Raw genomic sequence first — 26347 nt, 5'->3', positions numbered from 1 at the left:
CAGGCCAGATTGTCTAGAGCGCCAGAAGCAGGTCCTCTAGCTGGGCGGCCGCGTCGGTCCCCAGTCGCGCCTCGATCTTGTCCTGTGCGGCCTGCCAGAGCGGTGCGCCGTCAATGAGAATCCGATGGCCGTTTTCCGTAAGTTCGACAACGGCCTCCCTCTGATCTTTCCCGCTTCCGGTTGCCGCCAACCCCATTCCTTCCAGCACCTTGACGTTGCGGCTGACCGTCGAGCGTTCGAGTTCGATCTTGCGGCCAAGTTCGGTCATTGAGATCGGCTCATCGCGCGCGATGTGCCGAAGCAAGCTGAACTGGGCGAGGTTGAGACCGATCGGCTGCAGCGCGTCGTCGTAGACCGACGTCACTCTCCGGGTGGCTTTGCGTAAAAGGGCACAGTAGCAACGAGACATGATGTGTGTATATACACGCAAATGCGCGACGTCAAGTCCGCGATCGCGGAAGCACCGTTTTAAGCGTTGTCAGCGACGGACCGATTTAGGCGAAAATGTAGGATGTTGTTCGGGTAGGCCCGGTCGCCTATCCTGAAGTGGGTCTCCCCGACCTTCTCGAAGCCGCTCGCGATGTAAAAGGCCGTGGCCTTTTCATTTTCGGCGTTCACCGCCAGCCAGGTGCTCGCCCTGCCAATGTCCGAGCAGTATTGAAGCCCCGTTTTCAGAAGCTTCCTGCCGATGCCGCGGCCGTGGTGACGGGGCTGCACATAGAGCGTCACGATTTCAAGGTCCGAAACGATATCGACCGGCGCCCGTGAATTCGACGACATCCGCAGAAAGCCGTCGATGCCGACGGCATTCTGCGAAACCCAGATGGCCTCATCCTCCTGGGCCAGGATCTCTTCAAAGCGCGAGGCGGTAAATTGGGCCAGCGTATAATCGGCAAAGAACGCGTTGACCCATCGCGGATATAGGTGTTGAGCCAGACCTCCAGGCTAATGGCCGCCAGGCTGGACGCATCCTTGATCGTGGCCGGTCTGATCATCGCCTTTCCTTTTGAAGCGGCAGCAATCTGAAGCATTTGGTTCGTCGACGCCTCAGTCGACGAACGGTTCCAGTTCCTTGTCGAATTCGACCTCGACGACGTTGTTGAAAAGCGCAGTCGCCACCATGATGCCTGAGAAGGCGACGAGATCGACCAGTGCCTTGGCGTCGTAGCGTGCCTTCAGGCCCGCCCAGATCTCGTCCGGGATAGCATTGCTGTCGGCGACGATCGCCCGTCCGAAGGCGATCAGCCGCTGTTCGTCGTCGGTCGGCACGACCGTGTGGAAGTCGATGCCCGAGTTGGCGAAGGCGCGGCGGAAGAAGCCCATGGCGATCGGCGAGCGCATGGCTTCAGAGATCGCGTGCGAGAGAAACCAGATCTCCCGATCGTTTAGCGCCGGGCGCAGTTCTTCGCGTAGCGTGAACCATTCCGCGTAGATGCGATGGGCGACCGGCGAATGCAAAAGCGTGCGCTTCATGTTGGTCATGCGTCCGCGCACGCGCACTTCCTCGTCATGGGCGGCGCGGATTTCGTCGGAAGCGGTGTCGTAGTCGATCTGGGGAATATGGCTCATGGGTCTTACCGGTCTTGAATGGCGCGCGGGCGGTGCGCTTGTGATGGTGGGGGATCAGACGGTGCTGAGCAGAATGCTTGTTTCGCTGTTCGATACGCCATCGACGTCGCGTACTTCGCGCAGGATGCGGTCGAAATCGCTGAGGCTGTTGGCGCGAATTTCTGCGACCAGATCCCAGCCGCCGTTGGTCGTATGCAGCGCATAAAGCTCGGGCAGGCCGCGCAGATATTTGATGACCTTGGTGGTGTTGCGGCCGCTGACCTCGATCATCATGATCGCACGGATGGCGCGATCATCGTAATCCTGCCGCACGCGCAGCGTGAAGCCGAGCACGGCACCGCTTTCGAGCAGCCGGTCGATGCGCGTTTGAACCGTGGCCCGGGAAATGCCGAGCACGGTGGCTATCTTTGAGTAGGGCGCGCGGCCGTCTTCTCGCAATAGCGAGATGAGCTGGTGATCGAGGTCGTCGAAGATATGCATGAAAATTGTATAATCCGACTGCGCAAAATGCTCAATAAGGTTTTGCATATTAGGCAGGTTTAAAATTTCAACTCACTTCTTGCAAGCCTAGGCTGACTTCATCGAATTTCTCCGATGGAGTTTTAAACGTGGTTCAGTATGTCGGTGTCGGCAACGTAATTGAGCTGGTCAAATCGATCGGTATTGAGACGTTCCTTGTGGGTCTTGCGGAATACATCGAGGATGATTTCCGCCGGTGGAACGCATTCGAGAAAACGCCGCGGCTCGCGAGCCACTCGAAGACCGGCGTCATCGAGCTGATGCCGACCTCTGATGGTGAGCATTACGGCTTCAAATATGTCAACGGCCACCCGAAGAACCCCAATGTCGGCCTGCAGACGGTGACAGCCTTCGGTGTTCTCTCCGATGTCAGCACCGGCTATCCCTGCCTCGTCTCCGAAATGACGATCATGACCGGTCTGCGCACGGCGGCCACTTCGGCGCTTGCCGCAAAGTACCTCGCTCGCACTGACGCCCGTTCGATGGCAATCATCGGCCTCGGCGCGCAGTCTGAATTCCAGGCGCTTGCCTTCCGTGCCCTGCTCGGCGTCAAGCGGCTGCAGGTCTTCGACATCGATCCCGAAGCGGCCGAGAAGTTCTGCAACAACCTCTCGGACATGGATTTCGACATCGTCGTTGCTGCGACGGCGGAAGAGGCCGTTGCTGGTGCCGACATTATTACGACGGTTACGGCCGACAAGCGCAACGCCACGATCCTCTCCGACAACATGGTCGGCGCCGGCGTGCATATCAATGCGGTCGGCGGCGACTGCCCCGGCAAGACGGAACTGCAGGGCGACATCCTGCGCCGCGCCGACGTCTTCGTCGAATATCCGGAGCAGACCCGCATCGAAGGCGAAATCCAGCAGATGGCGCCGGATTTCCCGGTCACCGAACTCTGGCAGGTCATCGCCGGCGAGGCCGAAGGCCGCCGCAGCAACGCGCAGATCACCATCTTCGATTCCGTCGGTTTCGCCACCGAGGACTTCTCGGCACTGCGCTTCCTGCGCGACAAGATCCAGGGCACGGCGTTCTACACCGAACTCGACCTGACGACGCAGCCGGACCACCCGCGCGATCTCTACGGCCTGTTCCGGCAGCAGCCGGCGGCCTTTGCCGAGCGGAGCGTTGCATAACATGAAGAGACTGTCCGTGCAGGCGCCGAAGGGCGTCGTGATGATCCGTCCGCACCATTTCGGCCCGAACCCGATGACCGCTGAGGACAACGCCTTCCAGGCGACCGACGCGGCACGCCAGCCGACGGCGATCTCCAAGGCCGCTTATGACGAAGTCAGCCGTATGGCTGATGGCCTCACCGACGCCGGTGTCGCGGTTCATCTCTTCGAAGACGAAACGACGACGCGCCCCGACTCCGTCTTTCCGAACAACTGGTTCTCCACCCATTCCGGCGGCCATGTGGCGATCTATCCGATGTATTCGGAAAGCCGCCAGAGCGAACGCCGCGTCGATATCATCGAGATGCTGAAGAACGAATACCGCGTCCAAGACGTGATCGACTATTCCGGTCTCGAAAAGGACGGGGTCTATCTTGAGGGCACCGGCGCCATGGTGCTCGACCACATCGGCCGCGTCGCCTATGCCGCGCGTTCCAACCGCACCAACGAAGTGGCGCTCGAACGTTTCTGCACCCACTTCAACTTCGAGCCGATGATCTTCGGTGCCGTCGATCGCCAGGGCAACTCGATCTATCACACCAACGTTCTGATGTGCATCGGCACGGAGTTTGCGCTGATCGGCGCGAGCATGATCCCGGATGTCGCCCGCCGCCAGGAAATCTGCGCGCGGCTCGAGGAAACCGGCCGCCAGGTCATCGACCTGACGCTTGACCAGATCGAAAACTTCGCCGGCAACGCGATCGAGCTCGACGGCGCAGATGGCCGCGTCGTGGTCATGTCGGCGCGGGCGCTCGCTTCGCTCCGCCCCGATCAGATCAAGGCGCTCGAAATCTCCGCCCGTGTGCTTGCCTTCGACGTGCCGACGATCGAGCTTGCCGGCGGTTCCGTGCGCTGCATGCTCGCCGGCGTTCATTTGTCACGAAGAGAACCGGCCGGTACGCAAAAGCTTTACGCCGCCACGTCCGATCGATAGAAGCACCTCATCCAAGCCAAAGGTCCCACAAATGTCGCAGTCACGCCCCGTCTACCAGTTCAACAACATCATCGTTCGCACGCCCTCGAAGTCGGTCGTCAACGGTCTGCGCGCCGACGATCGCGGCAACCCCACCTTCGAAGGTGTGAAGGCCGAGCACGACGCCTATATCGCGGCGATGAAGGACGCAGGCGTGAAGGTGACGGTACTGCCGGCGCTCGAAGCCTTCCCGGATTCGATCTTCGTCGAGGATCCGGCGCTGGTCTTCACCGAAGGCGCGATCCTCCTGCGCCCGGGCGCCGAGACCCGCGTCAAGGAAACGCCGGAGATCGAGCCGACGCTGCGCGCCATGTTCGAAACCGTTCTCGACCTGCCCGGCAACGGCTTTGCCGATGGCGGTGACGTGCTGACGACGCGCGAAAGCGTGATGATCGGCCTTTCGGCCCGCACCAACAAGGTCGGCGCCGAAGCGCTGCAGGCCTGCCTTGCCAAGCTCGGCCGCAAAAGCGAGATCGTCGCGACCCCGGAAGGTGTTTTGCACTTCAAGACCGATTGCTCGCTGCTCGACGACGAGACCGTGCTTTCAACGGCGCGTCTTGCCGAATCCGGCGCCTTCGAGCGTTTCAAGCAGGTGATCATTCCCGAAGGTGAAGAGCCGGCAGCCAATGCGTTACGCGTCAATGACGTCGTCATGGTTGGCTCCGACTTCCCGCGCACGATCGAGATGCTCGACAAGCTCGGCTACAAGGTCGTGCCCATGAAGACGACGGAGATCGGCAAGATCGACGCGGGCCTGTCCTGCATGTCGCTGCGCTGGTTCAGCAACACGCTCTGATCCGTCGCAATCCCCGAGGAGGAAACAAAATGAAGACGTTGAAGACCGCCCTGTTCGCAGGGATCGCCCTTTCCATGGCTGTTGGCAGCGCATTGGCCGAGGACACGCTGCGGCTCGGCATGACGCCGGAGCCCTACATGCCCTTCACCCAGGTGAACGCCGGCGGCGAATGGGAGGGCCTCGAGGCCGACCTCTCCCGCGCACTCTGCGAAAAGATGGCCGTGAAGTGCGACATCAACCAGATGGCCTGGGACGGACTGATCCCGTCGATGAAGGAAAACAAGGTCGATTTCATCATCGGCGCCTTCTCGATCACGGATGAGCGTCGCCAGGTCGTTGATTTCTCGACGCCCTATTACACCGAAGGCACCTCCTTCGTCGGCGCCAAAGCTGACACGAGCGAGATCAAGACGACCGACGCCGCGGATGGTTCCGGCAAGATCATCGATCCGGCAAGCGTCGAGGGCAAGATCATCGGTGTGCAGACCTCCAGCGTCCAGTCGGCCTATGTTGCCAAGTATCTGACGGGTGCCGAAGCCAAGAGCTACGACACCGCAGACAACTCGGTCGCTGACCTCATTGCCGGCCGCGTCGACTACGTGCTGATCCCCGACCTCTACATCCAGACCTTCCTGAAGTCGCCCGAGGGCGCCGACTACGAGGTCAAGGTCGAAGTGCCGAAGAATGTCGTTCTCGGTGAAGGTGTCGCCTATGCCGTGCGCAAGGGCGATGCGGCGACGCTCGAAAAGGTCAATGCCGGCCTTGCTGCCCTGGAAAAGGACGGCACGACCCAGAAGCTCGTCGACAAGTGGATCTTCGGCAAGAAGTAAATCGCTCTTCAAGGGCGGCGTGTAGCCTATGTTTCGCGCCGCCCTCGATCGCCAAACCGGCCGCAGCGCCGGGGCATCTTCGCAGCGACCGCTACAGCGATCCAGCCCGACAGAGGGCGGCGTGAGGGCTGACGAGACAATCAGGAACAGGTAACGACGGATGGACTATTACTGGCAATTGCTTGCCTGGGGCGGCGAGGGCTGGGGCGACGATTTCGCCTGGGGCCTGGTGATGACCTTGCAGGTGTCCGTGGTCGCCTATGCGGTTGCGGTTCTCTTCGGCTTCCTCGGGGCGGCCGGCAAACTGTCGAAGCACCGCGTCCCGCGCTTCCTTGCCGAGATCTACACGACGGTCGTTCGCTCGCTTCCCGAACTGCTGGTCATCCTGCTCCTCTATTTCTCCGTCGCGAGCGGTGCCGAGCGGCTCTTGAAGCACTTCGGTCTGGTGGCCGAGACCTTCCAGTTCAGCTCGTTCTGGGCAGCAATCATCGCACTCGCTTTCGTCTCCGGCGCCTTCATGACTGAAGTGCTGCGCTCGGCCTTCCTTTCCGTGCCCCCCGGCCAGATCGAGGCGGCGGTTTCGATCGGCATGCCGAGACGCAAGGTCTTCACCCGCATTATCTTCCCGCAGATGATGCGCCACGCGGTTCCAGGCATGGGCAATCTCTGGCTGTCGATCACCAAGGAAAGCGCCATCATCAGCGTGCTCGGCTCCTTCAGCGAATTGCTCTACACCGGTTACCGGGCTGCTGCCGGTACCAAGCAGTACATCTTCTTCTACGGGCTGACGGCCATCCTGTTCCTGGCGATCACGCTCGTATCCGTGCTGGTGATCGCCCAAATCGAACGCCGCCTCAACCGGGGGCACCACTGATGGAAACGATCTCCAACGTTATCGGCTTCCTGCCGGCGCTCATCAAAGCAACCCCGCTGACGCTGCTTTTGACGGCGGTGGCGGGCGTCTTCGGTCTGGTCATCGGCACCCTCGTGGCGCTTGCCCGGCTTTCCGGCCGTCGCGTGCTCTCGGTTCCGGCCTATGTCTTTACCTTTGCGTTCCGCGGCACGCCGCTCCTGGTACAGATCTACCTGATCTACTACGGCCTCGGCCAAATCCTGCCCGGAACCTGGGTGCGCCACAGCTTCCTCTGGCCTTATCTGCGTGATGGCCTGTGGTACGCGATCTTTGCGCTCAGCCTCAATCAGGCCTCCTACAATGCCGAGGTTATCCGCGGCGCGATCAAGGCGATCCCGCGCGGCCAGATCGAGGCGGCCAAATCGATCGGCATGCGCTCCTCGATGATCCTTCGCCGCATCACCCTGCCGCAGGCGTTCCGATCCTGCCTGCCGGTGCTGACGGGTGACCTGATCATCCTGTTGAAGACGACGTCGCTCGCCTCGACGATCACGATTCTCGAAGTCATGGGCACCGCCCGCATGCTGCAGCGCCAGTCGCTGTTGATCTTCGAACCCCTGATCGCCGCCGGCATCATCTATTTCACCGTCGTCTTCATCCTGACGCGCGTCATGGGCGTGGTCGAGAAGCGGCTCACCCGCTACCGCACGGCGAAGGCCTAACGAGGAGGAACGGACATGGCTGCAACAGCGCTTTCCGTGAAGAACATTCACAAGAGCTTCGGGTCCGTCGAGGTGCTGAAAGGCGTCTCCTTCGAGGCGAAGTCCGGCGACGTCATCTCGCTGATCGGCAGCAGTGGTTCGGGCAAGAGCACTTTGCTGCGCTGCATCAACTATCTGGAGACGCCCGATGAGGGCGAGATCGCGGTCTCGGGCGAGGTGATCCGCACCGTCAAGGGCAAGGACGGCAAGTTCCATGCCACCGACAAGCGGCAGCTCGAACATATCCGTACGCGCCTTGGCATGGTGTTCCAGAGCTTCAATCTGTGGTCCCACAAGACCATCCTCGAAAACATCATCGAGGGCCCGATCCATGTGCTCGGCATGACGCGCAAGGATGCGATCGGCGAGGCCGAATTGCTGATGGAAAAGGTCGGCATCACCCCGAAGCGCGACCACTATCCCAACCAGCTTTCGGGCGGCCAGCAGCAGCGGGCGGCGATCGCGCGCGCTCTCGCGATGAAGCCGGAAGTCATGCTCTTCGACGAGCCTACGTCGGCGCTCGACCCGGAACTCGTCAACGAAGTCCTGCTCGTCATCAAGAAACTCGCCGAAGAAGGGCGCACCATGGTCATGGTCACGCACGAAATGTCACTCGCCCGTGATATCTCCAGTGAGGTGATCTTCCTGCACAAGGGACTGGTGGAAGAACGCGGCGCGCCGTCGCAGGTGATGCGCGACCCGCAATCGGCGCGGCTGCGCCAGTTCTTGCAGATGGCTTGAGGAGGCCCCAATGCGCGACGCCAATTTTTCTGAGTTCCTGCCCGAACTCGTCGAGATCCGTCACAAGCTGCACGAGATGCCCGAGATCGGCCTATCCGAGGTGAAGACCTCCGAATTCGTCGCCGGATTGCTGCAATCCTGGGGCTTCGAAGTGACGCGCGGTCTGGCGACGACAGGCATCGTTGCGACGCTGAAGCGCGGCAACAGCAACCGCGCCGTCGGCTTTCGTGCCGATATGGACGCGCTGCCGATGCAGGAGGAAACCGGTCTTGCCTATCAGAGCAAACATCCGGGCGCGATGCATGCCTGCGGCCACGACGGTCACACCAGCATGCTGCTCGGCGCTGCCTGGGCTCTGTCGAAGGACGAGAGCTTCAACGGCACCGTGCACCTGATCTTCCAGCCGGCCGAAGAAAATTTCGGCGGCGGCAAGCTGATGATCGAGGACGGCCTGTTCGAACGCTTCCCCTGTGAGCGGGTCTATGCGCTCCACAACTGGCCGGGCCTGCCGGTCGGCCAGTTCTCCAGCCGCGCCGGCGCGATGGCTGCATCGATCGACGTACTGACGCTAACGATCAGGGGCAAGGGCGGTCACGGCGCCCAGCCGGAACTGACGGTTGACCCGGTCGTCGTCGGTTCCAGCGTGGTGATGGCGCTGCAGACGCTGGTCTCGCGCAATGTATCGCCGCACCAGCCGTCGGTGCTGACGGTCGGTTCGTTCCGGTCCGGCTCCGCCTCCAACATCATCCCGGATAAAGCAGTGCTGGAAATCAGCATGCGTGCGATGGATCCGGCCGTGCGCAAGCAACTCCAGGAACGTGTCGAGCAGATTGCCCGCTTGCAGGCGGAAAGCTACAACGCTGAGGCGACTTTCGACTGGCAGGTCGGTTATCCCGCGACGATCAACGATGCCGATGCCGTCGAAGATGCGCGTGCGGTGATCGCGGAGACTTTTGGCACCGACGCCTATGTCGAATTGCCCGAGCCGCTGATGGGCAGTGAAGACTTCTCCTTCCTGCTGGAGAAGGTGCCGGGCGCCTATGTGCTGATCGGCAACGGCGACAGCAGCGGGCTGCACACCACCCGCTACGATTTCAACGACGACATCCTCGAACGCGGTGCTACGTATTTTTACCATCTCGCGCGGGCAGCGCTCGTCTAACCGGGCGGTCGCTAACGTCCGGTCGCTCAGGTGGCCGGGTGCAGGTCACCAAACACCGTCGGGATAAGCTCCGACACCGTCGGGTGAATGTGCACCGCGTGGGTGATCGTCGTGTAGGGTTTGCCGGCATACATGACGTCGAGGATGCTCTGCACCGCTTCGTCGCCGCCCGTGCCGAGGATCGAGGCGCCGAGGATTTCCTTGCTGTCGGCGTCCACGATCACTTTCATGAAGCCCTCGGTCTCGCCCTTCTCGACGGCGCGGCCGACGCGGGTCATCGGTCGCGTGCCGATGAGCAGCTTGCGTCCTGATTTGCGCGCTTCGGTTTCCGTCATGCCGGCGCGGCCAAGCGGCGGATCGATGAAGAGGCCGTAAGTCGCAATCCGGTCGCTGACCTTTCGTGCCTCGCCATCGATGAGATTCGCGGCGATGATCTCGAAGTCGTTATAGGCAGTGTGGGTGAAGGCGCCGCGGCCGTTGCAGTCGCCCATGGCGAAAATGTGCGGGACATTGGTCCTGAGCGTTTCGTCGACTTCGACATAGCCGCGCGCGTCGGTCTTCACGCCGGCTCGATCGAGGTCGAGATCATCCGTATTCGGCCGTCGCCCGGTGGCAAGCAACAGGTGGGAGCCGACGATCTCAGGTGCGCCGGCGGTGCAGTCGACGCCGGCGATGACTTCGTCGCCGCGCTTGGCGAAGCGGATGCATTCGGCGTTCAAGCGGAAGTTTATGCCCTCTTTCTCCAGAATCGCGAGAATGGCGACGGAAACGTCCGCATCCTCGCGACCGATCAGGCGTGGGCCCTTCTCGATCACCGTGACCTCGGAGCCGAAGCGGCGGAACATCTGTGCGAACTCAAGCCCGATATAGCTGCCGCCGATGACGATCAGGTGGCGGGGCAGGGTGTCGAGATCCATGATCGAGACGTTGGTCAGATAGGGCACGTCCTCGACGCCAGGGAAGTCCGGCGTCGCCGCACGTCCGCCAACGTTCAGGAAGATCTGGTCGGCCGACAGCAACTCACCGCCGACGCGCACCTCGTGCGGGCCTTCGAAGCGCGCATGGCCTTCGATGACGGTGATGTTCGGCATGCCCTTCAGCCAGCCTTCGACCCCCTTGCGCGAATTGAACCGCACCGTGTCCTTGCGCGCCATGACGCGGGCGAAGTCGATGGTGATCGGTCCGGTCGTGACGCCATAGTCGGCGCCCCGGCGCGCCAGGTGCGCCGCATAGGCGCTCGCAACCATCGCCTTGGTCGGCATGCAGCCGGTGTTGACGCAGGTGCCGCCGAAGTGCTTGCGCTCGACGAAGGCGACGGTCTTTCCCGCTGATGTCAGCCGGCTGGCCAGCGAAGGGCCGGCCTGGCCGGCGCCGATGATGATTGCGTCGAAATGTTTCGTCATGACACCGAGGACACCACCCAGAGTGCGAGGAGAACGGCAACGACATCCTCAAGAAGCGCGATCGGCAGATCCTTGCCGCCGATGGCCGCAACGAGGCGCTTGCGGGCTTCGTAGCCGCCGAGCGTACCGATGACGGCACCGATCACGCCGGCGACCAGCCCGGCCAGCATAGCACCTGCGGCCGTTCCGAGCACGGCGCCGCAGAAGCCGCCCGAGACGATGCGTGCGCCGAACTGCTGCGGAACCTTGCGGCTCGGCGTGCTCGGCAACTGATCGGTGACGAATTCCACCAGCGCCAGCAGGCCAAAGATATAGGGCGTGAAGCGAAAACCCATAAAGGCTGCCCATGTACCGCCGAGCGGCAACCAGCCCGCAGCGGCGCCGATGCTGACGGCGGCAGGTGCGGTCATGGTGCGCAGACCGGCAACCACGCCGATAAGCAGCGTGAAGAGATAGATCGACATGAATTCCCCGAACGTTCGCCGGGCGAACCCAATCCACCAGCCCCCAAGCGGTTCGGGTCGAGCGGCATCGCAACCAAGAGTGAAAGCGGTGTTTCTGGCGGGCCTCTGTCAGAGTGGCCGACATCGCCCCTGATTGCAACGGCCAATCGCACGCGGTCGGACGTAGAAATCTACGCTTTCGATAGTGTTTATCGATGTCGGAATTTTTCGTCCGCCACAGTCTCTGCGTGCAACCCTATTTTTTGCCGGGGACTGACATATATGGAATGCCTTGCCCCGACGCGGCGAACTTTCCGTGATCAAACTTGCGGAGCGAATTTCGAGGGAGAAACAAACTCATGCGCCTGACTAGATTGCTTATCGGAACTGCCTTTGCCTTCACTTTGACTGCTGCCACGGCCAGCGCCGATGTCGTCGTCTCCTCGAAGATCGACACCGAAGGCGGTGTTCTCGGCAACATCATCCTTGCCGTGCTCAATGCCAACAACATCAAGACCGTCGATCGCGTCCAGCTCGGCGCGACGCCGGTCGTGCGCAAGGCGATTACCGCCGGCGAGATCGACATCTACCCGGAGTATACCGGTAACGCCGCCTTCTTCTTCGAAAAGGCTGACGATCCGGTCTGGAAGGACGCAGGCAAGGGTTACGAGACCGCCAAGAAGCTCGACTACGACGCCAACAAGATCGTCTGGCTGACGCCGTCGCCGGCCAACAACACCTGGGCGATCGGTCTTCGCAAGGAAGTTGCGGATGAGAACAAGCTGAAGACGCTCAGCGACTTCGGCAAATATGTCGCCGGTGGCGGCAAGGTCGTGCTGGCCGCTTCGTCTGAGTTCGTGAATTCGGCCGCCGCTCTCCCGGCCTTCCAGACGACCTATGGTTTCACCTTGAAGCAGGATCAGCTGATCACGCTTTCCGGCGGTGACACCGCGGCGACCATTGCGGCTGCTGCCAACCAGACGAACGGCGCCAATGCGGCGATGGTTTATGGCACCGATGGCGGCATCGCACCTTCTGGCCTCGTCGTGCTCGAAGATGACAAGGCGGTCCAGCCAGTCTACCAGCCGACCCCGATTATTCGCGAGGCTGTGCTCAAGGAAAACCCGCAAATCGAGGAACTGTTGAAGCCGGTGTTCGAGAAGCTCGATCTCGTAACGCTTCAGGACCTGAACGGCCGCGTGCAGGTCGGCGGCGAACCGGCCAAGGCGGTTGCCGAGGATTTTCTGAAGAAGAACGGCTTCCTGAAGTAGGTTGACGGATAACCGGAACGCTGGTCCGATGGCTGGCGTTCCGGGGTGTGCCTGCAGGTGCCGAAGTCGCGCCGGCACAGGCGGGGAGGGAATGTGGTTTGAGACAACTCCGCTTTGACAAGCTCGGAGCGATCATCGCGGCCTTGGCGCTTGGCGGCGCCTTCATCGCGCCTTTTGCAACGTTTCGTGCCAATCGCATCGTCGCCGGCGAGGCAAAGACGATCGTCGAGGCCTTGCCGCAGCCCTGGAGCGCGGCAGTGCTGCTGGTGATCTTTGCCGGCGTGCTCGTGGCGGCCATGCGCTCGACGGCCACTCTGCGCCTTGTCGCAGCTTTCGCAGCGCTGGCCGGGCTGGCGCTCGGCATCGGCGTCGCGGCCGGCCACCTGACGCCTGAGGGCAACACCTATGCTCGCGTGTCGCCTGCTTCCGGTTTCTGGGTCATGCTCTTTGCTTTCGGGCTGCTGGCAGCCGATGCACTGACGCGATTGCGCCCGGCCCCCATCGTGCGCATCGTGGTGCTCGTCGCCGTGCTCGCCTTTGTCGGGATGCTTTTGCTTTCCGGTACCTGGGATGGTCTCTCGATCCTTAGGGAATATGCGAGCCGGGTGGACACCTTCTGGGCGGAAGCCCGCAAGCATGTGACCTTGGCGCTCGGCTCGCTTGTGACCGCGACCATCGTCGGCATTCCGCTCGGTATACTGTGTCACCGCGTCGCCCGATTGCGCGATGGTTTGCTGGGCGTTCTGAACGCGATCCAGACGATACCGTCGATCGCGCTGTTCGGCATTCTCATTGCACCGCTTGGCTGGATCGCCGCGAACGTTCCGGGCGCTGCCACGATCGGCATCCGTGGCATCGGTGTCGCACCCGCCTTTGTCGCGCTGTTCCTCTATTCGCTGCTGCCGGTGGTTGCCAATACCGTCGTCGGTCTGGCCGGCGTTCCGAGGGATGCGAATGACGCAGCCCGCGGCATCGGCATGACCGATTGGCAACGGCTGGTCGGCATCGAATTTCCACTGGCCTTTCCGGTGATCCTCACCGGCATCCGCATCGTGCTCGTGCAGAACATCGGCCTGGCGACCATCGCTGCCCTCATCGGCGGCGGCGGCTTCGGCGTCTTCGTCTTTCAGGGCGTTGGCCAGACCGCGATGGATCTCGTGCTGCTCGGCGCCGTCCCGACCGTGGTGCTCGCCTTTGCGGCGGCGATCGTGCTCGACGCGATGATCGAAATGGCCACACCCAACACCAGGCAGGCAGAGGCCGCATGATCGAAATCGAAAACATCACCAAGCGCTATGGCGAGACGGCGGTCGTCGACGACGTCAGCCTGACGATCGCACCGCGTACCGTCACCGTCATCGTCGGTACCTCCGGCTCTGGCAAGACGACGCTATTGCGGATGGTCAATCGGCTGGTGGAGCCGACTTCGGGGACGATCCGCCTCGACGGTGAGGACAACCGTGCGCTGCCAGGCTATGAACTGCGCCGCCGCATCGGATATGCGATCCAGGGCCACGGCCTGTTTCCGCACCGTACCGTCGCGCAGAACATCGCCACGGTACCGACGCTGCTCGGTTGGGAGCGCGCGCGTATCGACGCCAAGGTGGACGAACTTCTCCAACTGTTCCAGCTCGATCCGGCCGCCTTCGGTCCACGCTTTCCGCATGAGCTTTCCGGCGGTCAGCAACAGCGTGTCGGCGTCGCCCGGGCGTTGGCTGCCGAACCGAAAGTCCTGCTGATGGACGAGCCCTTCGGCGCACTCGACCCGATCATTCGCGCCAAGGCTCAGGATGATCTGCTCGCCATTCAGAAGCACTTCGAGACGACGGTCATTCTCGTCACCCATGACATGGAGGAGGCCTTCCAGCTCGCGGACCGCATTGCCGTCATGGACAAAGGCAAGGTGGTGCAATATGCGACGCCCGCCGAAATGCTGATCAAGCCCGCGACCCCGTTCGTCGAGAGCCTGATCGGGGTCAGCGAACGGCCTTATCGGTTGCTCGCGATCGAGCCGGTCTTGAGCGCCGTCGAACCAGGGTCAGCAGACGGCACAGCCATATCGAGCACGCTCAGCCAAAGGGAGGCGCTTGCCGAACTGCTTTGGTCCGGGCGGAGCGCGCTGCCGGTGGCTGATGCCGCGGGGGCTATCATCGGCAAGGTCAGTCTCGAAGGGCTGGCGAAACGGGCAGCCGGGCCAGTCTGATGCCGAAACTATCGACGCTTTTTCGCTTGGGAGTGTTCCTGGTTTTGCTCGCCTTCCTGCTGCAGCCGCAATGGTTCGAACCGTTGCTGCGGCCCCTGGTTCAAGCGAATGCGCCGGTGATCTACAATCAGGGCAGCCTGTTGCAGCTTACTCTATTGCACCTGCGCACCGTCGCCATCGCAGTGTCTGCTGCGGCATTGGTTGCGCTTGCTTTGGCAATATTGGTGACGCGCGAATCCGGGGCCGAATTCCTGCCGCTGTCGCGCAGCCTGGTCAACATCGGCCAAACCTTTCCGCCGGTGGCCGTTCTGGCGCTCGCCGTTCCCATCTTCGGTTTCGGTGAGAAGCCGACATTGATCGCGCTTTTTCTCTATGGCCTGCTGCCGATCTTCGAGAACGCGCTGACGGGGCTGACGACATTGCCTCCATCTGTCATGGAGGCGGCGCGCGGTGCCGGCATGACAGGCGGTCAGCGGCTCCTGAAGGTGGAGTTGCCGCTGGCGATGCCGGTTATCCTTGCAGGCATCCGACTTTCGGTGGTCGTCAGCCTGGCAACGGCCACGATCGGATCAACGGTCGCGGCGAAAACCCTCGGCGAAGTGATCATTGCCGGTCTGCAATCGAACAACCTGGCTTTCGTCGTTCAGGGTGGCCTGATCGTCGCGACGCTTGCGGTGCTGCTGCACGACGGATTGCAGGCGGCCGAAAGGAAACTCGCTACCCGAATGGGACGGTGAGGTGCCGTCGGAATGCGGGAAGCCCGGAAAGTGTTCACGGCCGTGCCAAATGCCGATGGCGGGTGATAGAGTGACCCATGCTCTACCGCGGCGCCAAAAGTCCTCTTGTCAGGGATATGGGCGGGTTCAAGGCCAGGCTCAACATGCCCGGTTGGCTGCTGCCACGGCCGCGTGATCACGGCTACGGCCCTCTGGCAATGGTTGTTGAGTCGATCCTGGAGCCGGGCAGGCTGATCGCCATGCACGAGCACCAGAACGATGAAATCCTTTCATGGGTGCCGGAGGGTGTCATGCGCCACGATGACCGCGCTACCGGGAGACTGGTCACGGACAGCGGGCACCTTATGGTGATGAACGCGGGAAAGAGCTTCTGGCATTCGGAGGAGACCCTGCCGAGCGATCCACCGTTGCGGATGCTCCAGATCCTTGTGCGCCCTCACGGTTTAGATCTCCCACCGGCCATCCAGCACGGCCCCATTGCAGTGGCACCTGTCAATCAATGGAGGCATCTTGTCGGGCCGGAAGGTGGCACAGCACCGTTTTTCGTGCGCAACAAAGTCGACTTTTTCGATCTCCGGCTCGAGGCTGAGACAAAGACTGCGTTTCCGCGGGCGAAGGGGCGACACCTTTACTTTTATCTCTTTTCGGGCTCGATAAAGGTAGGAGATATCGCCTTCGGTGAGGGGGATCAGGGGATATTCCTGTCGGACGACGCCCTGGAGCTATACGCCACTCGCAGCTCGCTGATCGTTGCGTTCCTGATCGAGCCGAGCGCGCGCGCCGCACGGCAGGGGACGGTTGGCGACCATCCCAAGATACCGCGACCTTATCTGGCTCGACCTTTACTGCGGCTGCTGCACTGGCGAAACCGGCTGGTCGGAAAGGGCTGAACTGATCAGAAGTCAACCACGCAACGTGCAGTGGTCTGGACCGCTTTCTTCCTGCCGTAGAGTTGCGGGATACGCACCCTTTTTAGTTGTCCATGAATTGCCTGCTTTCTCGGCATTTGCCTGTCGTATGAAAATGAATTTCACAATTTTACAAAATATGCGGATTTGAGTTGACTGCCTGAAAAAACTGTCCCAGTCTGCGAAAATAAATTACGCCAAAAGGCAGGGGAACAGGACGAGCATGAAAGTCGGCATCATCGGACTCGGATTCCGTTTGGGTTATCTGGGCTATGTCTTCAAAGCCATGGACGAGAACTTCGAGATCGCCGGCTACGTCGATCCGAACCCGGCTGGTCTGTCCACGCTCACCGAAAAAGGCATCTCGGCCGGCAAGGCTTACGCGACCCCCGAAGAGCTGATCGCCAACGAGAAGCTCGATCTCTTGATGATCGGCTCGCCGAACCACATGCACCTCGATCATATCCGGATTGGTCTCGAGGCCGGTCTCAAGGTGTTCAGCGAGAAGCCGATCGTCACGACGGTCCAGGAGAGCCTCGAACTCGCGGGGCTGATGGCGAAGTTCGGCCATGAGCGCCTGATGGTCGGTCTGGTGTTGCGTTACGCGCCCATGTATCGCGACCTGCGCGCAGCGCTTGCCGAAGGCACGCTCGGCCAGGTCGTCTCGATTGAGGCGTCCGAGCATATCGAACCCTATCACGGCGCCTTCTTCATGCGCGACTGGCGCCGCTACGAGCGCTATTCCGGCAGTTTCATGCTGGAAAAATGCTGCCATGACCTTGATCTTTACAATGGTGTCGTCGGCGCGCGGCCGGAACGGGTCGCGAGCTTCGGCGGCCGCAAGAGCTTCATTCCCGCCAACGATCCCGCACGCGAAGGTATCAACGACCTGGAACTCTTCCATCGCAAACCGAGCGGCTGGATGGGCTCCGACAAGGTCTTCGACAGCGACGGCGACATCATCGACTACCAGGTGGCGATCGTCGAATACGCTAACGGCGTCGGCATGAACTTCCACACCAATCTCAACGTGCCGGACCAATTCCGCCGCTTCTGCATCATGGGCTCGCGTGGCATGGCCGAGGGCGATTTCATCCGTGGCTATTTCGACGTTCACGAGATGCTGACCGGTAAGAAGGTCATCGAAAACAAATACGCCGCCACGGAACTGTCGCAGCACTACGGTGCCGACGAGCAGATGGCGACCGATATCATCGGCCACGTTCGTGACGGCCGGCCGCTGCCGGTCTCGACCCTCGATGCGCTTGAAGCGGGTATCCTGGCGCTTTCGATGGACGAGGCGCGACGCAGGAAGAGCGTCATAGATCTCCGGCCCATCTGGGACCGTTTCGACGAAGCACTGCATTCGCGCGCTGCGTAAGGGGAGGTGGGGATGAGTGTTCAACGCAGCACGGTCATCTTCGCCTGGATCCTGCTTCTTCCGGCTGTCCTCTACGTCACGGTGATCGTCGCCTATCCACTGGTCGACACCTTCATCCTGTCGTTCACGGACGCGTCGCTGAAGAAGACGACCAACTGGGTCGGCTGGGCCAACTACGATAAGATCTTCAACGAGACTTTCGCCGAAGTCATCTTCCGGACCTTCATCTGGACCTTCTTCTCGGTCTCGATCAAGATGATCATCGGCGTCTTCGGCGCGACGATGCTGAACGCCGCCGTGCCCGGCCGTGCGCTCTTCCGCCTGCTCACCATGCCGCCATGGATCGTGCCGATGGCGATCGGCATTTTCATGTGGGGCTGGATGTACAATGGGCAGTTCGGCATGATCTCGGGCGTGCTGCAGAACCTGGGGCTGTCCAACGGGCCCATCGCCTTCCTTGCCCACGGTTCCACCGCCTTCTGGGCGACGATCATCACCGACGTATGGATCGGCGTGCCGCTGGTGACGCTCTATATGCTGGCGGCGATGCAGGCGATCCCGCAGGATCTCTATGAAGCCGCCTGGACGGACGGAGCAGGGCGCCTCTATCGCTTCCGCCGCATCACGCTGCCGCTTTTGGTTCCGTCGCTGATCACGATGTCGATGCTGTCGCTGATCGCGACCTTCAATTCCTTCGACATCATCTGGATCCTCACCCAGGGTGGTCCCAACGGTGAGACCACCACGATGATCATCGATACCTACCGTACCGCCATCGGGTCGAAGAAATACGGTGAAGGCGCCGCGCGCGCCGTGCTGATCTGCATCTTCCTGTCGATCTTCTGCTTCGCCTATTTCCGGGTCACCAGCCGTCTTGCCGCGGGGGAGCAGAAATGAGCCAGCCTGCCATGATCAACCGTTATCGCTGGTACGAGCTCCTTGGCATCTATGCCGGTATCTTCGTCTTCCTGTGCTTCATTCTGGCGCCCTTCGTCGAAGGGTTCCTGGTGTCGTTGAAGCCGCTCGGGCTGCTGTTCTCCTCGCCCTATCGCTTCTGGCCGCAAAACGGCTCGTTTGCCGCCTACTCGACCATGTGGGTCAGCGTGCCCGGTTTTGCCCGCTACATCTTCAACTCCTTCTTCATCTCCACCATCGTGACCGCCATCGTGCTGATACTGGTGATCCCCGCGGCCTATGCCTTTGCCCGCTTCAATTTTCGCGGCGCCGGGCTGCTGCTCGGTGCCTTCCTCGCTGTCAACATGTTTTCGGGCGCAGTGCTGCTCATCCCGCTGTTCCGTCTGATGCGCACCTTGGGCGTGCTCAACACCTATCTCGCGATGATCGTGCCGGGCGTTGCCTTCCTGATCCCCTCGGCGATCTGGCTCTTGCGCACCTACATGACGCGCATCCCGCGTGAACTGGACGAGGCCGCTTTCGTCGACGGCGCCAGCCACTTCTATACGCTGCGCCGGGTGATCCTGCCGATCGCCATGCCGGGTATCACCGTAGTGGCGATCACGACCTTCATCGGCGCCTATGCCCAACAGTTCATCTATGCCCTGACCTTCAACTCCAAGAGCGAGTACATGCCGCTGCCGGTCGGCCTCTTCGCCTATTTCGGTCGCCAGGAGGTGGTCTGGAACGAGCTCATGGCCGCGAGCTTCGTCGGCATCGCGCCGGCTGTCGTCGTGATCTTCCTCCTACAACGGTATCTCGTCAGCGGCCTGACCGCGGGCGCGGTGAAACAATAAGACTTAAGTCAACCACCAGAGAACGGGAGCATAAAACGTGTCTATTCATTTCAAGACAGGGGTACTTGCCCTGGCGCTGCTCGGGTCGACCGCGCTCGGCGCTGTCACCGCGAAGGCGGCCGACCAGGAGATCAGCTGGATCTACTGCGGCGACACCATGGACGCGGTACACGCGAAATACATCAAGCAGTGGGAAGAAAAGAATCCGGGCTGGAAAGTCACGCCTGAGGTCGTCGGCTGGGCCCAATGCCAGGACAAAGCCACGACGCTCGCCGCCGCCGGCACGCCCGTTGCCATGGCCTATGTCGGCTCGCGCACGCTGAAGGAATTCGCGCAGAACGAGCTCATCGTTCCCGTGCCGATGACGGAAGACGAGAAGAAGACCTACTACCCCAACATCGTCGACACCGTGACCTTCGACGACAACCAGTGGGGCGTTCCGATCGCATTCTCGACCAAGGCGCTTTACTGGAACAAGGACCTGTTCAAGCAGGCCGGTCTCGATCCGGAGAAGCCGCCGAAGACTTGGGCTGAAGAAATCGAGTTTGCCAAGGCGATCAAGGAGAAGACCGGCATCGCTGGCTACGGCCTTCCGGCCAAGACCTTCGACAACACGATGCACCAGTTCATGCACTGGGTGTACACCAACAACGGCAAGGTGATCGACGGCGACAAGGTCGTCATCGATAGCCCGCAGGTGCTGGCAGCACTTCAGGCTTACAAGGACATCACGCCCTATTCCGTTGAAGGCGCTACCGCCTACGAGCAGAACGAGGTCCGCGCCATCTTCCTCGATGGCAAGGTCGGCATGATCCAGGCGGGCTCAGGTGCTGCAACGCGCCTGAAGGAAACCAAGGTCAACTGGGGCGTCGCGCCGCTGCCGCTCGGTCCTGAGGCCAAGGGCGAGGGCACGCTGCTCATCACCGACAGCCTGGCGATCTTCAAGGGCTCGGGCGTCGAGGAGAAGGCGATCGAATTCGCCAAGTTCATCACCTCGCCCGGTCCGCAAGGGGAATATGAGCTTCAGGGTGGCGCCGGCCTGACGCCGCTGCGTCCGTCGCCGATGGTCGACGAGTTCGTCAAGAAGGATCCCTACTGGAAGCCGTTCATCGACGGCATCACCTATGGTGGTCCGGAACCGCTCTTTACCGACTACAAGGGCTTCCAGAACGTCATCATCGAGATGGTCCAGTCGGTCGTGACCGGCAAGGCCGAGCCGGCCGACGCCTTGAAGAAGGCGGCCGCGGACCTCGAAGAATACAAGTAAGGCCACCGGGGTCGCGCGCCGATGGGATCGGTTCGCGGCCCCACCTAACTCTGCTATAAATGAGCCGCTTCTCGCCGGTGGCCGGAGACAGTTTCTTGGGACAGCTCAATCTCAATCGGATTCAGAAATTCTACGGGACTTTCGAGGTGCTGAAAGGCATCGATCTCGAAGTCAGGAACGGTGAGTTCGTCGTTTTCGTCGGACCCTCCGGTTGCGGCAAGTCGACCTTGCTCAGGATGATAGCCGGTCTCGATGAGGCCAGCTCGGGGGACATCCTGATCGAGGGCAAACGCGTCAACGACCTGCCGCCGGTCAAGCGTGGTATCGCCATGGTCTTCCAGTCCTACGCGCTCTATCCGCACATGACCGTCTTCGAGAACATCGCCTTTCCGCTTCGCGTGGAAAAAATGGCCGAGGAGAAGTTGAAGGCGAAGGTGGAGCATGCAGCACGCATCCTGCACCTTGATCAGCGCCTGCAGCAGAAGCCCGGGATGCTTTCCGGAGGCCAGCGTCAGCGTGTCGCGATCGGGCGGGCGATCGTGCGCGAGCCGAAGATCTTCCTCTTCGACGAGCCGCTTTCGAACCTCGACGCGGCGCTTCGGGCGGACATGCGCATCGAACTGGCGAAACTGCACCGGCAATTGCAGGCAACGATGATCTACGTCACGCACGACCAGGTCGAGGCGATGACGATGGCGGACCGGATCGTCGTCCTCAATGCCGGGCAGATCGCCCAGACGGGCGCCCCGCTCGAGCTCTATCATAAGCCAGCCAATACCTTCGTTGCCGGCTTCATCGGCAATCCGAAGATGAACTTCCTGCCGGTCACCTGCAAAGGTGTCAGCGACGCCGGCGTCGAGGTCGACTACAAGGGGCAGACGGTGGTCATTCCCGTCAACCCGCAGAGCGGCCTTGCCGGGCGGACACTGACGCTTGGTGTTCGGCCGGAGCATATCACGCTGGGAACCGGAGACCTGACCCTCAAGGTCACGCCAACGGTCATCGAACGCCTCGGCGCCCATACGGTCGCCTATGCGGCGATCGGCGGCGAGGGCGAAAACTTCTGCGCCATGTTGCCGGGAACGGCCGCGATCCGGCCGGAGGAGACGATCCAGACCGGTATCAAGGTTGCGGATTGCCACCTGTTCGACGAGGCGGGCCTTGCGCTCGAACGTCGCGTCGAACTGACCGACATCGACTTGGGCGTGCTCGATCCGGCAGCTGCCTGATCATTCAGGACCAAGGAAGAAAGACCGCTGTCTTGCGAAAGACAGCGGTCTTTTTTGTCTTCGCACTAAGCCCGTCGTACCGGTGTCGGCGAGACGCGATGGCCGCACTCTAGGCGCGGTTCAGGCCGTTCCCTTCTGCGTGCGGATCGGCGACCTTCGGCCAGATGTTCGTCGGTGCCCGCTTGTACTCGGTCTTCGCAGGGTTGTTCGGATAGGGCGTGCCGGCCGAGCAATAGAGGATCTCAGACGCGATCTTCGAGAACGAGGCGTAGAAGTGATTGGTCGACTTGATGACCAGGATTTTCTTGGCCTTCGGGTCGATGCCCATCACCGAGAAGAGGCTTGGATCGAAGCTCTGCGCGCGCGTCGAATTGAGGATGATGTCGATGCCGTTGAAGACGATATGGGCGGCATCGCCGAACGGGGCAAAACTCTCACCGAAGCGCATCTCGGCGTCGCGCACCAGCTTGACCACCTTGACCGTGCCATCGATCGGATGACCGGTTCCGGGAGCCGACTTGGCGCCGAAGCGCAGCGGGATCTCGGCGCCTTCGCCGGCGGCCATGCAGATCTGCACTGCCATCGGATCCCAGATCGTCCCGACCGCAACGTCGGTTGCGTCGCGCGCCAGAAGCTCTTCGAGAAGCACCGTTGCGTCGCCGGCGGTGCCGCCGCCTGGATTGTCCCAGACATCGGCAATCACGACAGGCCCCTTCGATGCAGCGAGTGCCTCAGAAACGGCCTGCTTCTCGTCGATCTGCGGCATGATGAAGGTTCCGCGGTGGGAAAAGAGTTCGAGACCCAGTTCCCGCGCGAGGTTTGCGCCCTTCTCCCTTTTGCCGTTGGTGACGGCAAGCAACTTGGTGCCCATTTCCGGAACGTCGCCCGCCATGAAGCCGTGGATCACGGAGAGCGAAAGAACATCCGCGTCTTCTCTTTCAATCCGCATCAGCTTGTCGACGAAGGAGCGCATCGGATCGCGTGAGGTCGGGTATACGTCGATCATCCGGCAGTCGAAGATCGACATGAGGGGCGTGACACGCCCTTCGAGTGTGTCGACGACGATGCGCCAGAGATCTTCGGCACGGTCGACGAAGTCGGTGTGCGGAAACTCCTTGAAGTAGACGAAGAAGTTCGAGGCGGCTGCGCGCTTGGCCGTCAGGTGGCTATGGGGGTCGAGTTCGGCGCAGACGAGGATGTCGGGGCCAACGATCTCCCGGACGCGCGTTAGCAGGTCACCCTCGGGATCTTCGTAGCCGTCCGCGACCATGGCGCCATGCAGGCCGAGCACTACGGCGTCGATGGGCATGGCAGCGCGTAGCTGGTCGAGAATTTCGTCACGCAGGCCTTCGTATGTCTCCCGGTTGACGAGGCCAGCCGGGTCCGCCCAGGTCGCGGTGCCCTCGATCAGTTGCCAGCCCTTCTCCGCGGCGACGCGGCGGCCGACCGTGATCGGCGCGGTGCAGAGCGTCGGTGTTTCCGGGTGTTCTCCCGGCGGCGCGTAGAGCGAGGCTTCAAAGGCCCGGCGGTCGATGCAGATCGGGGAGAAGGTGTTGGTTTCGGTCGCAAGCGCCGCTGTGAAGATCCGCAATGCCATTGCCTTTTCTATCGCGTCTTTCAGGCCGGCCCCATCGGGTTCGGCAGGTAGCCGGTGAAGCCGGCAATCTTCCAGCGTCCCTCGTGCAGGCGGCAATAATAGACGGTCTGCCATTTCAGGATGTCGACGCTGCCGTCCGACTTCTTGAGGCTGCCATCGAATTTCTTGCGCGCCAGCGCCTGGTCGCCGTTGATCTCGATGTCTTCGAGAGTCGTCGTCGTGAAGATCGCATTGCGCGGATCTTCGGCGAAGCTCTGCGTCGCAAAGTCGTTAGCCTGGCGCAGCCACTCTTCGCGATAGGCCGCAAGCGACGGGAAGGTCAGCCGCCAATTGTCGGGATTGGTTTCGCGGCGGCCGTCGATGCCGATGAAGCCGTTCTCGACGAAATCACCTGCGACCATCGACCAGTCTGCGGCCAGGAAGGCGGTAATGTCGCGCGAGACGAGCATCTCCCAGATCGAGTGGCGTGCCGTGTCGGAGGAGGGGAATGGATTGAGGAAAGGATCCCGCATATTCGCGCCCTGGATTGAAATTCTTTTCATGAATGGTGTTTTTCGCTAGTCAAATTCAGCTTTCTATGGTCACTTGTCAACGATCAAAGAAAATAATTTGCACGAAGGCTGACATGACCATCAAGAGATATGGTGCGGAACAGGTTGGTGCTGGCGGTAAGCCCTTGCCGTTCGCACGCGCGGTCGAAGCGGACGGTTGGCTTTATGTTTCCGGCCAGGTTGCCATGGAAAACGGCGAGATCATCGAGGGTGGGATTATCCCGCAAACCCACAAGACGATTGCCAACGTGCTGGCCATCCTGACCGAAGCCGGCTACGGTCCGCAGCATGTGGTTCGTTGTGGTGTCTGGCTCGACGATCCGCGTGATTTCTGGACATTCAACAAGATCTACCAAGAGTATTTCGGTGCTCATCCGCCGGCGCGGGCCTGCGTCCAGTCGTCGATGATGGTCGATTGCAAGGTCGAGATCGACTGCGTCGCCTATAAGCCGAAGGAAGGCTGATCTTAGAGCGGGATGAGGAAAAGTGTATGCGGTTTTCCGCCCGCATCCCGCTCCCATTCATGATCTGAAGCAAGGCGCAAGCAGGCGATGGACATCTTCGCGACACTACAGGAAGAAAAAGGGCGGCTCTCCCAATCGGAAAACCGCATTGCCGACATTCTCCTGAATGATTTCGAGTTTGCGGTGAACGCCTCCATCATCGAATTGGCGAGCAAGGCGGACGTGTCGCCGCCCACCGTCACCCGCTTCTGTCGAAGGCTCGGCTGCGACAGCTTCTCCGATTTCAAGGTGCAGCTTGCCCGCACCGCCTATATCGGCATGCGCTACCTGAAGCCGGAGCCGAAGAGCCGCGAGACCGGTGACGTCGCCCAGGACATCATCACCAAGTCGCAGAACGCGTTGTTTCTGTTGCATCGCTCGCTTGACCTGGCGGCGATCGAGCAGGCGGTCGAGCGGATCGCCGCAGCGGAAATGATCTACGCCTTCGGTTCCGGTGGTAATTCCTCGATGATTGCCGGCGAGTTGCAGAACCGGCTGTTCCGCTATGGTCTTCGCATCACCTCCAGCTCCGATCACAGCATGCAGCTGATGATGACGGCGGCGGCGCGGCCGACCGACGTGCTCATCGGCTCGTCCTTCTCCGGCCGCAACGCCGAGCTCGTGCGCGCTTTTACGCTCGCCCGCGAACTGAAGGTGCCGACCATCGCGCTGACACAGAGCGGCAGTCCGGTGGCGGCCGCCGCCAGCATCACCGTGCCGGTCGATCTGCCCGAGGGCAACAACATCTACCGCCCCACATCCACCCGCATCGCCTATCTGGCGCTGCTCGATATCCTCTCCAGCCTCGTCGCCTACCGGGTGCAACCCCAGGCGACGACCACACTTCGGCGCATCAAGCAGCAGCTGGTCACGCACCGCGACGGTGACGATCGCCAGCTTCTCGGAGACTGACGTGCCGCGAAAGGTCAGCGTATGACGCAATCCCTCGCGATCGTAACCGGTGCAGCCGGCGATATCGGCCGCGCTATCGCGCGCAAGCTTTCCGACGATCACGATGTGATCCTGCTCGTCGACATCGATGCGGACGCCGCTGAACGGGCGGCGCGCATGCTCGGTGATGACAACCGCTTCGTGGCCGTTGCCTGCGACGTGACCGACGCGACAAGCGTTGCGGCGATGGCCGCGACGGCAAAGGAAAGGGGAGCGGTGCGCACGCTCGTCAACAATGCCGGCGCGGCCCGTGCCGTCAGCCTGCACGATACGACACCGGAGATCTGGCGCATGGACAATGCGCTGAATCTGGAAGCGGCCTTCCTGTGCTTCCGCGCCGTCGAGGATATGCTGAAAGAGACCCGCGGATCGGTGATCAATATTGCCTCGGTCAACGGCATGAACGTCTTCGGCCACCCGGCCTATAGCGCGGCAAAAGCGGGCCTCCTGCATCTGACGCGGCTCATCGCAGTGGAATACGGCAAGTTCGGCATTCGCTCGAATGCCGTTGCTCCCGGCACAGTGCGCACCCAGGCCTGGGAGGCGAGGGCGGCGTCAAACCCGGATGTCTTCGAGGAGGCACGTCGCTGGTATCCGCTGCAGCGGATCGTCAACCCTGATGATGTCGCCAATGCGGTGCATTTCCTGGCGGGACCGCTCGCTGCGGCCATTTCGGGCGTCTGCCTGCCTGTCGATTGCGGGCTCACTGCCGGCCAGGCGGAACTGGCCCGCACGTTTTCACAATCAAGCCACTACTGACACTGCATTTGGAG

The 26347-nt window shown here is 61.5% G+C and carries 29 protein-coding genes; 21 read left to right on the top strand and 8 right to left on the bottom strand.

What is annotated here, in order from left to right; all coding sequences use genetic code 11:
* Nucleotides 1–13: 13 nt before the first annotated feature.
* The 4 genes from ACTJKM_RS16045 to ACTJKM_RS16030 all read right to left on the bottom strand — a co-directional run bounded on the left by ACTJKM_RS16045 (nucleotide 14) and on the right by ACTJKM_RS16030 (nucleotide 2049).
* Nucleotides 14–409 (bottom strand): MarR family winged helix-turn-helix transcriptional regulator, encoded by a 396-nt coding sequence (locus tag ACTJKM_RS16045; RefSeq protein WP_058325010.1) that lies wholly within the window; start codon nucleotides 407–409, stop codon nucleotides 14–16.
* Nucleotides 410–468: 59 nt separating this feature from the next.
* Nucleotides 469–825, bottom strand: coding sequence for a GNAT family N-acetyltransferase (locus ACTJKM_RS16040; protein ID WP_440660627.1), 357 nt, complete (start codon nucleotides 823–825; stop codon nucleotides 469–471).
* A 222-nt stretch (nucleotides 826–1047) separates the two neighbouring features.
* On the bottom strand, nucleotides 1048–1569 hold the full coding sequence (locus tag ACTJKM_RS16035; protein ID WP_058325009.1) for a hypothetical protein: 522 nt from the start codon (nucleotides 1567–1569) through the stop codon (nucleotides 1048–1050).
* 54 nt (nucleotides 1570–1623) lie between these two features.
* Entirely contained in the window at nucleotides 1624–2049 is a 426-nt protein-coding gene (locus tag ACTJKM_RS16030) for an Lrp/AsnC family transcriptional regulator (RefSeq protein ID WP_057249183.1), read from the bottom strand.
* A 92-nt stretch (nucleotides 2050–2141) separates the two neighbouring features.
* Between ACTJKM_RS16030 and ACTJKM_RS16025 the strand changes: the two genes are divergently transcribed.
* The 8 genes from ACTJKM_RS16025 to ACTJKM_RS15990 all read left to right on the top strand — a co-directional run bounded on the left by ACTJKM_RS16025 (nucleotide 2142) and on the right by ACTJKM_RS15990 (nucleotide 9379).
* On the top strand, nucleotides 2142–3224 hold the full coding sequence (locus ACTJKM_RS16025; RefSeq protein ID WP_058326363.1) for an ornithine cyclodeaminase: 1083 nt from the start codon (nucleotides 2142–2144) through the stop codon (nucleotides 3222–3224).
* 1 nt (nucleotide 3225) lies between these two features.
* Nucleotides 3226–4197, top strand: a complete 972-nt coding sequence (gene ctlX / locus ACTJKM_RS16020) for a citrulline utilization hydrolase CtlX (RefSeq protein WP_058326362.1) — start codon at nucleotides 3226–3228, stop codon at nucleotides 4195–4197.
* A 31-nt stretch (nucleotides 4198–4228) separates the two neighbouring features.
* Entirely contained in the window at nucleotides 4229–5032 is an 804-nt protein-coding gene (locus ACTJKM_RS16015; RefSeq protein ID WP_058325006.1) for a dimethylarginine dimethylaminohydrolase family protein, read from the top strand.
* Between the two features lie 29 nt (nucleotides 5033–5061).
* Nucleotides 5062–5862 (top strand): transporter substrate-binding domain-containing protein, encoded by an 801-nt coding sequence (locus ACTJKM_RS16010; protein WP_058325005.1) that lies wholly within the window; start codon nucleotides 5062–5064, stop codon nucleotides 5860–5862.
* A gap of 160 nt (nucleotides 5863–6022) precedes the next feature.
* Nucleotides 6023–6736 carry an ABC transporter permease gene (locus tag ACTJKM_RS16005; RefSeq protein WP_058326361.1) on the top strand — a complete coding sequence of 238 codons (714 nt, stop codon included), beginning with the start codon at nucleotides 6023–6025 and terminating at the stop codon, nucleotides 6734–6736.
* A complete protein-coding gene (locus ACTJKM_RS16000) occupies nucleotides 6736–7437 on the top strand; it encodes an ABC transporter permease (RefSeq protein WP_057249177.1) in 702 nt (233 codons plus the stop codon). Before ACTJKM_RS16005 ends, ACTJKM_RS16000 begins: the two co-directional genes overlap by 1 nt.
* Before the next feature lie 15 nt (nucleotides 7438–7452).
* Nucleotides 7453–8217: an ABC transporter ATP-binding protein gene (locus ACTJKM_RS15995; protein ID WP_058326359.1), complete on the top strand. Its 765-nt coding sequence runs from the start codon at nucleotides 7453–7455 to the stop codon at nucleotides 8215–8217.
* A 10-nt stretch (nucleotides 8218–8227) separates the two neighbouring features.
* Nucleotides 8228–9379 carry a M20 aminoacylase family protein gene (locus ACTJKM_RS15990; RefSeq protein WP_058326358.1) on the top strand — a complete coding sequence of 384 codons (1152 nt, stop codon included), beginning with the start codon at nucleotides 8228–8230 and terminating at the stop codon, nucleotides 9377–9379.
* 26 nt (nucleotides 9380–9405) lie between these two features.
* On the opposite strand, the gene ACTJKM_RS15985 is transcribed toward ACTJKM_RS15990, so the two are convergent.
* Entirely contained in the window at nucleotides 9406–10782 is a 1377-nt protein-coding gene (locus ACTJKM_RS15985; RefSeq protein ID WP_440660593.1) for an FAD-containing oxidoreductase, read from the bottom strand.
* A complete protein-coding gene (locus ACTJKM_RS15980) occupies nucleotides 10779–11246 on the bottom strand; it encodes a hypothetical protein (protein WP_058325001.1) in 468 nt (155 codons plus the stop codon). Before ACTJKM_RS15980 ends, ACTJKM_RS15985 begins: the two co-directional genes overlap by 4 nt.
* 338 nt (nucleotides 11247–11584) lie before the next feature.
* Here ACTJKM_RS15980 and osmF point away from each other — a divergent pair, with 338 nt between their 5' ends.
* The 10 genes from osmF to ACTJKM_RS15930 all read left to right on the top strand — a co-directional run bounded on the left by osmF (nucleotide 11585) and on the right by ACTJKM_RS15930 (nucleotide 21972).
* The gene (gene osmF / locus ACTJKM_RS15975; RefSeq protein ID WP_058326355.1) at nucleotides 11585–12496 is read left to right on the top strand and encodes a glycine betaine ABC transporter substrate-binding protein OsmF; all 912 of its coding nucleotides are present in this window, start codon (nucleotides 11585–11587) and stop codon (nucleotides 12494–12496) included.
* A 98-nt stretch (nucleotides 12497–12594) separates the two neighbouring features.
* Entirely contained in the window at nucleotides 12595–13764 is a 1170-nt protein-coding gene (locus ACTJKM_RS15970) for an ABC transporter permease (protein WP_440660592.1), read from the top strand.
* Nucleotides 13761–14699: an ABC transporter ATP-binding protein gene (locus ACTJKM_RS15965; protein WP_058324998.1), complete on the top strand. Its 939-nt coding sequence runs from the start codon at nucleotides 13761–13763 to the stop codon at nucleotides 14697–14699. Before ACTJKM_RS15970 ends, ACTJKM_RS15965 begins: the two co-directional genes overlap by 4 nt.
* Nucleotides 14699–15436 (top strand): ABC transporter permease, encoded by a 738-nt coding sequence (locus ACTJKM_RS15960; RefSeq protein ID WP_058324997.1) that lies wholly within the window; start codon nucleotides 14699–14701, stop codon nucleotides 15434–15436. Before ACTJKM_RS15965 ends, ACTJKM_RS15960 begins: the two co-directional genes overlap by 1 nt.
* Nucleotides 15437–15513: 77 nt before the next feature.
* Complete coding sequence (locus tag ACTJKM_RS15955; RefSeq protein ID WP_058326353.1) at nucleotides 15514–16326, top strand: pirin family protein; 813 nt, start codon at nucleotides 15514–15516, stop codon at nucleotides 16324–16326.
* Between the two features lie 241 nt (nucleotides 16327–16567).
* The gene (locus ACTJKM_RS15950; protein ID WP_058324995.1) at nucleotides 16568–17725 is read left to right on the top strand and encodes a Gfo/Idh/MocA family protein; all 1158 of its coding nucleotides are present in this window, start codon (nucleotides 16568–16570) and stop codon (nucleotides 17723–17725) included.
* Between the two features lie 12 nt (nucleotides 17726–17737).
* Nucleotides 17738–18622: a carbohydrate ABC transporter permease gene (locus ACTJKM_RS15945; protein WP_058324994.1), complete on the top strand. Its 885-nt coding sequence runs from the start codon at nucleotides 17738–17740 to the stop codon at nucleotides 18620–18622.
* Nucleotides 18619–19476, top strand: a complete 858-nt coding sequence (locus ACTJKM_RS15940; RefSeq protein WP_058324993.1) for a carbohydrate ABC transporter permease — start codon at nucleotides 18619–18621, stop codon at nucleotides 19474–19476. The genes ACTJKM_RS15945 and ACTJKM_RS15940 overlap by 4 nt, the downstream gene beginning before the upstream one ends.
* A gap of 37 nt (nucleotides 19477–19513) precedes the next feature.
* On the top strand, nucleotides 19514–20743 hold the full coding sequence (locus ACTJKM_RS15935; RefSeq protein ID WP_058324992.1) for an ABC transporter substrate-binding protein: 1230 nt from the start codon (nucleotides 19514–19516) through the stop codon (nucleotides 20741–20743).
* Between the two features lie 95 nt (nucleotides 20744–20838).
* On the top strand, nucleotides 20839–21972 hold the full coding sequence (locus ACTJKM_RS15930; protein WP_058326351.1) for an ABC transporter ATP-binding protein: 1134 nt from the start codon (nucleotides 20839–20841) through the stop codon (nucleotides 21970–21972).
* Nucleotides 21973–22081: 109 nt separating this feature from the next.
* Here ACTJKM_RS15930 and ACTJKM_RS15925 read toward each other — a convergent pair whose 3' ends face one another.
* Nucleotides 22082–23563, bottom strand: coding sequence for a M81 family metallopeptidase (locus ACTJKM_RS15925; RefSeq protein ID WP_162764607.1), 1482 nt, complete (start codon nucleotides 23561–23563; stop codon nucleotides 22082–22084).
* A gap of 26 nt (nucleotides 23564–23589) precedes the next feature.
* Complete coding sequence (locus tag ACTJKM_RS15920) at nucleotides 23590–24081, bottom strand: hypothetical protein (RefSeq protein ID WP_058325078.1); 492 nt, start codon at nucleotides 24079–24081, stop codon at nucleotides 23590–23592.
* A 113-nt stretch (nucleotides 24082–24194) separates the two neighbouring features.
* Here ACTJKM_RS15920 and ACTJKM_RS15915 point away from each other — a divergent pair, with 113 nt between their 5' ends.
* The 3 genes from ACTJKM_RS15915 to ACTJKM_RS15905 all read left to right on the top strand — a co-directional run bounded on the left by ACTJKM_RS15915 (nucleotide 24195) and on the right by ACTJKM_RS15905 (nucleotide 26333).
* Entirely contained in the window at nucleotides 24195–24584 is a 390-nt protein-coding gene (locus tag ACTJKM_RS15915; RefSeq protein WP_058324990.1) for a RidA family protein, read from the top strand.
* 87 nt (nucleotides 24585–24671) lie between these two features.
* Entirely contained in the window at nucleotides 24672–25535 is an 864-nt protein-coding gene (locus ACTJKM_RS15910) for a MurR/RpiR family transcriptional regulator (protein ID WP_057249162.1), read from the top strand.
* A gap of 21 nt (nucleotides 25536–25556) precedes the next feature.
* On the top strand, nucleotides 25557–26333 hold the full coding sequence (locus tag ACTJKM_RS15905) for an SDR family oxidoreductase (RefSeq protein ID WP_058326350.1): 777 nt from the start codon (nucleotides 25557–25559) through the stop codon (nucleotides 26331–26333).
* Nucleotides 26334–26347 lie beyond the last annotated feature (14 nt).

The sequence above is a fragment of the Ensifer sp. 22460 genome (assembly GCF_052044935.1).
In the GTDB taxonomy this organism is placed as follows: Bacteria; Pseudomonadota; Alphaproteobacteria; order Rhizobiales; family Rhizobiaceae; genus Ensifer.
Note: the sequence above shows the minus strand (reverse complement) of the source record. Positions and strands in the feature narration are given on the sequence as shown.

Bases quoted from the DNA above. Each gene is read 5' to 3' on its own strand.
- ACTJKM_RS16045 (WP_058325010.1), bottom strand. From the start codon at position 409: ATGTCTCGTTGCTACTGTGCCCTTTTACGCAAAGCCACCCGGAGAGTG.
- ACTJKM_RS16035 (WP_058325009.1), bottom strand. From the start codon at position 1,569: ATGAGCCATATTCCCCAGATCGACTACGACACCGCTTCCGACGAAATC.
- ACTJKM_RS16030 (WP_057249183.1), bottom strand. From the start codon at position 2,049: ATGCATATCTTCGACGACCTCGATCACCAGCTCATCTCGCTATTGCGA.
- ctlX (WP_058326362.1), top strand. From the start codon at position 3,226: ATGAAGAGACTGTCCGTGCAGGCGCCGAAGGGCGTCGTGATGATCCGT.
- ACTJKM_RS16015 (WP_058325006.1), top strand. From the start codon at position 4,229: ATGTCGCAGTCACGCCCCGTCTACCAGTTCAACAACATCATCGTTCGC.
- ACTJKM_RS16010 (WP_058325005.1), top strand. From the start codon at position 5,062: ATGAAGACGTTGAAGACCGCCCTGTTCGCAGGGATCGCCCTTTCCATG.
- ACTJKM_RS16005 (WP_058326361.1), top strand. From the start codon at position 6,023: ATGGACTATTACTGGCAATTGCTTGCCTGGGGCGGCGAGGGCTGGGGC.
- ACTJKM_RS16000 (WP_057249177.1), top strand. From the start codon at position 6,736: ATGGAAACGATCTCCAACGTTATCGGCTTCCTGCCGGCGCTCATCAAA.
- ACTJKM_RS15995 (WP_058326359.1), top strand. From the start codon at position 7,453: ATGGCTGCAACAGCGCTTTCCGTGAAGAACATTCACAAGAGCTTCGGG.
- ACTJKM_RS15990 (WP_058326358.1), top strand. From the start codon at position 8,228: ATGCGCGACGCCAATTTTTCTGAGTTCCTGCCCGAACTCGTCGAGATC.
- ACTJKM_RS15985 (WP_440660593.1), bottom strand. From the start codon at position 10,782: ATGACGAAACATTTCGACGCAATCATCATCGGCGCCGGCCAGGCCGGC.
- ACTJKM_RS15980 (WP_058325001.1), bottom strand. From the start codon at position 11,246: ATGTCGATCTATCTCTTCACGCTGCTTATCGGCGTGGTTGCCGGTCTG.
- osmF (WP_058326355.1), top strand. From the start codon at position 11,585: ATGCGCCTGACTAGATTGCTTATCGGAACTGCCTTTGCCTTCACTTTG.
- ACTJKM_RS15965 (WP_058324998.1), top strand. From the start codon at position 13,761: ATGATCGAAATCGAAAACATCACCAAGCGCTATGGCGAGACGGCGGTC.
- ACTJKM_RS15960 (WP_058324997.1), top strand. From the start codon at position 14,699: ATGCCGAAACTATCGACGCTTTTTCGCTTGGGAGTGTTCCTGGTTTTG.
- ACTJKM_RS15955 (WP_058326353.1), top strand. From the start codon at position 15,514: ATGCTCTACCGCGGCGCCAAAAGTCCTCTTGTCAGGGATATGGGCGGG.
- ACTJKM_RS15950 (WP_058324995.1), top strand. From the start codon at position 16,568: ATGAAAGTCGGCATCATCGGACTCGGATTCCGTTTGGGTTATCTGGGC.
- ACTJKM_RS15945 (WP_058324994.1), top strand. From the start codon at position 17,738: ATGAGTGTTCAACGCAGCACGGTCATCTTCGCCTGGATCCTGCTTCTT.
- ACTJKM_RS15940 (WP_058324993.1), top strand. From the start codon at position 18,619: ATGAGCCAGCCTGCCATGATCAACCGTTATCGCTGGTACGAGCTCCTT.
- ACTJKM_RS15920 (WP_058325078.1), bottom strand. From the start codon at position 24,081: ATGCGGGATCCTTTCCTCAATCCATTCCCCTCCTCCGACACGGCACGC.
- ACTJKM_RS15915 (WP_058324990.1), top strand. From the start codon at position 24,195: ATGACCATCAAGAGATATGGTGCGGAACAGGTTGGTGCTGGCGGTAAG.
- ACTJKM_RS15910 (WP_057249162.1), top strand. From the start codon at position 24,672: ATGGACATCTTCGCGACACTACAGGAAGAAAAAGGGCGGCTCTCCCAA.
- ACTJKM_RS15905 (WP_058326350.1), top strand. From the start codon at position 25,557: ATGACGCAATCCCTCGCGATCGTAACCGGTGCAGCCGGCGATATCGGC.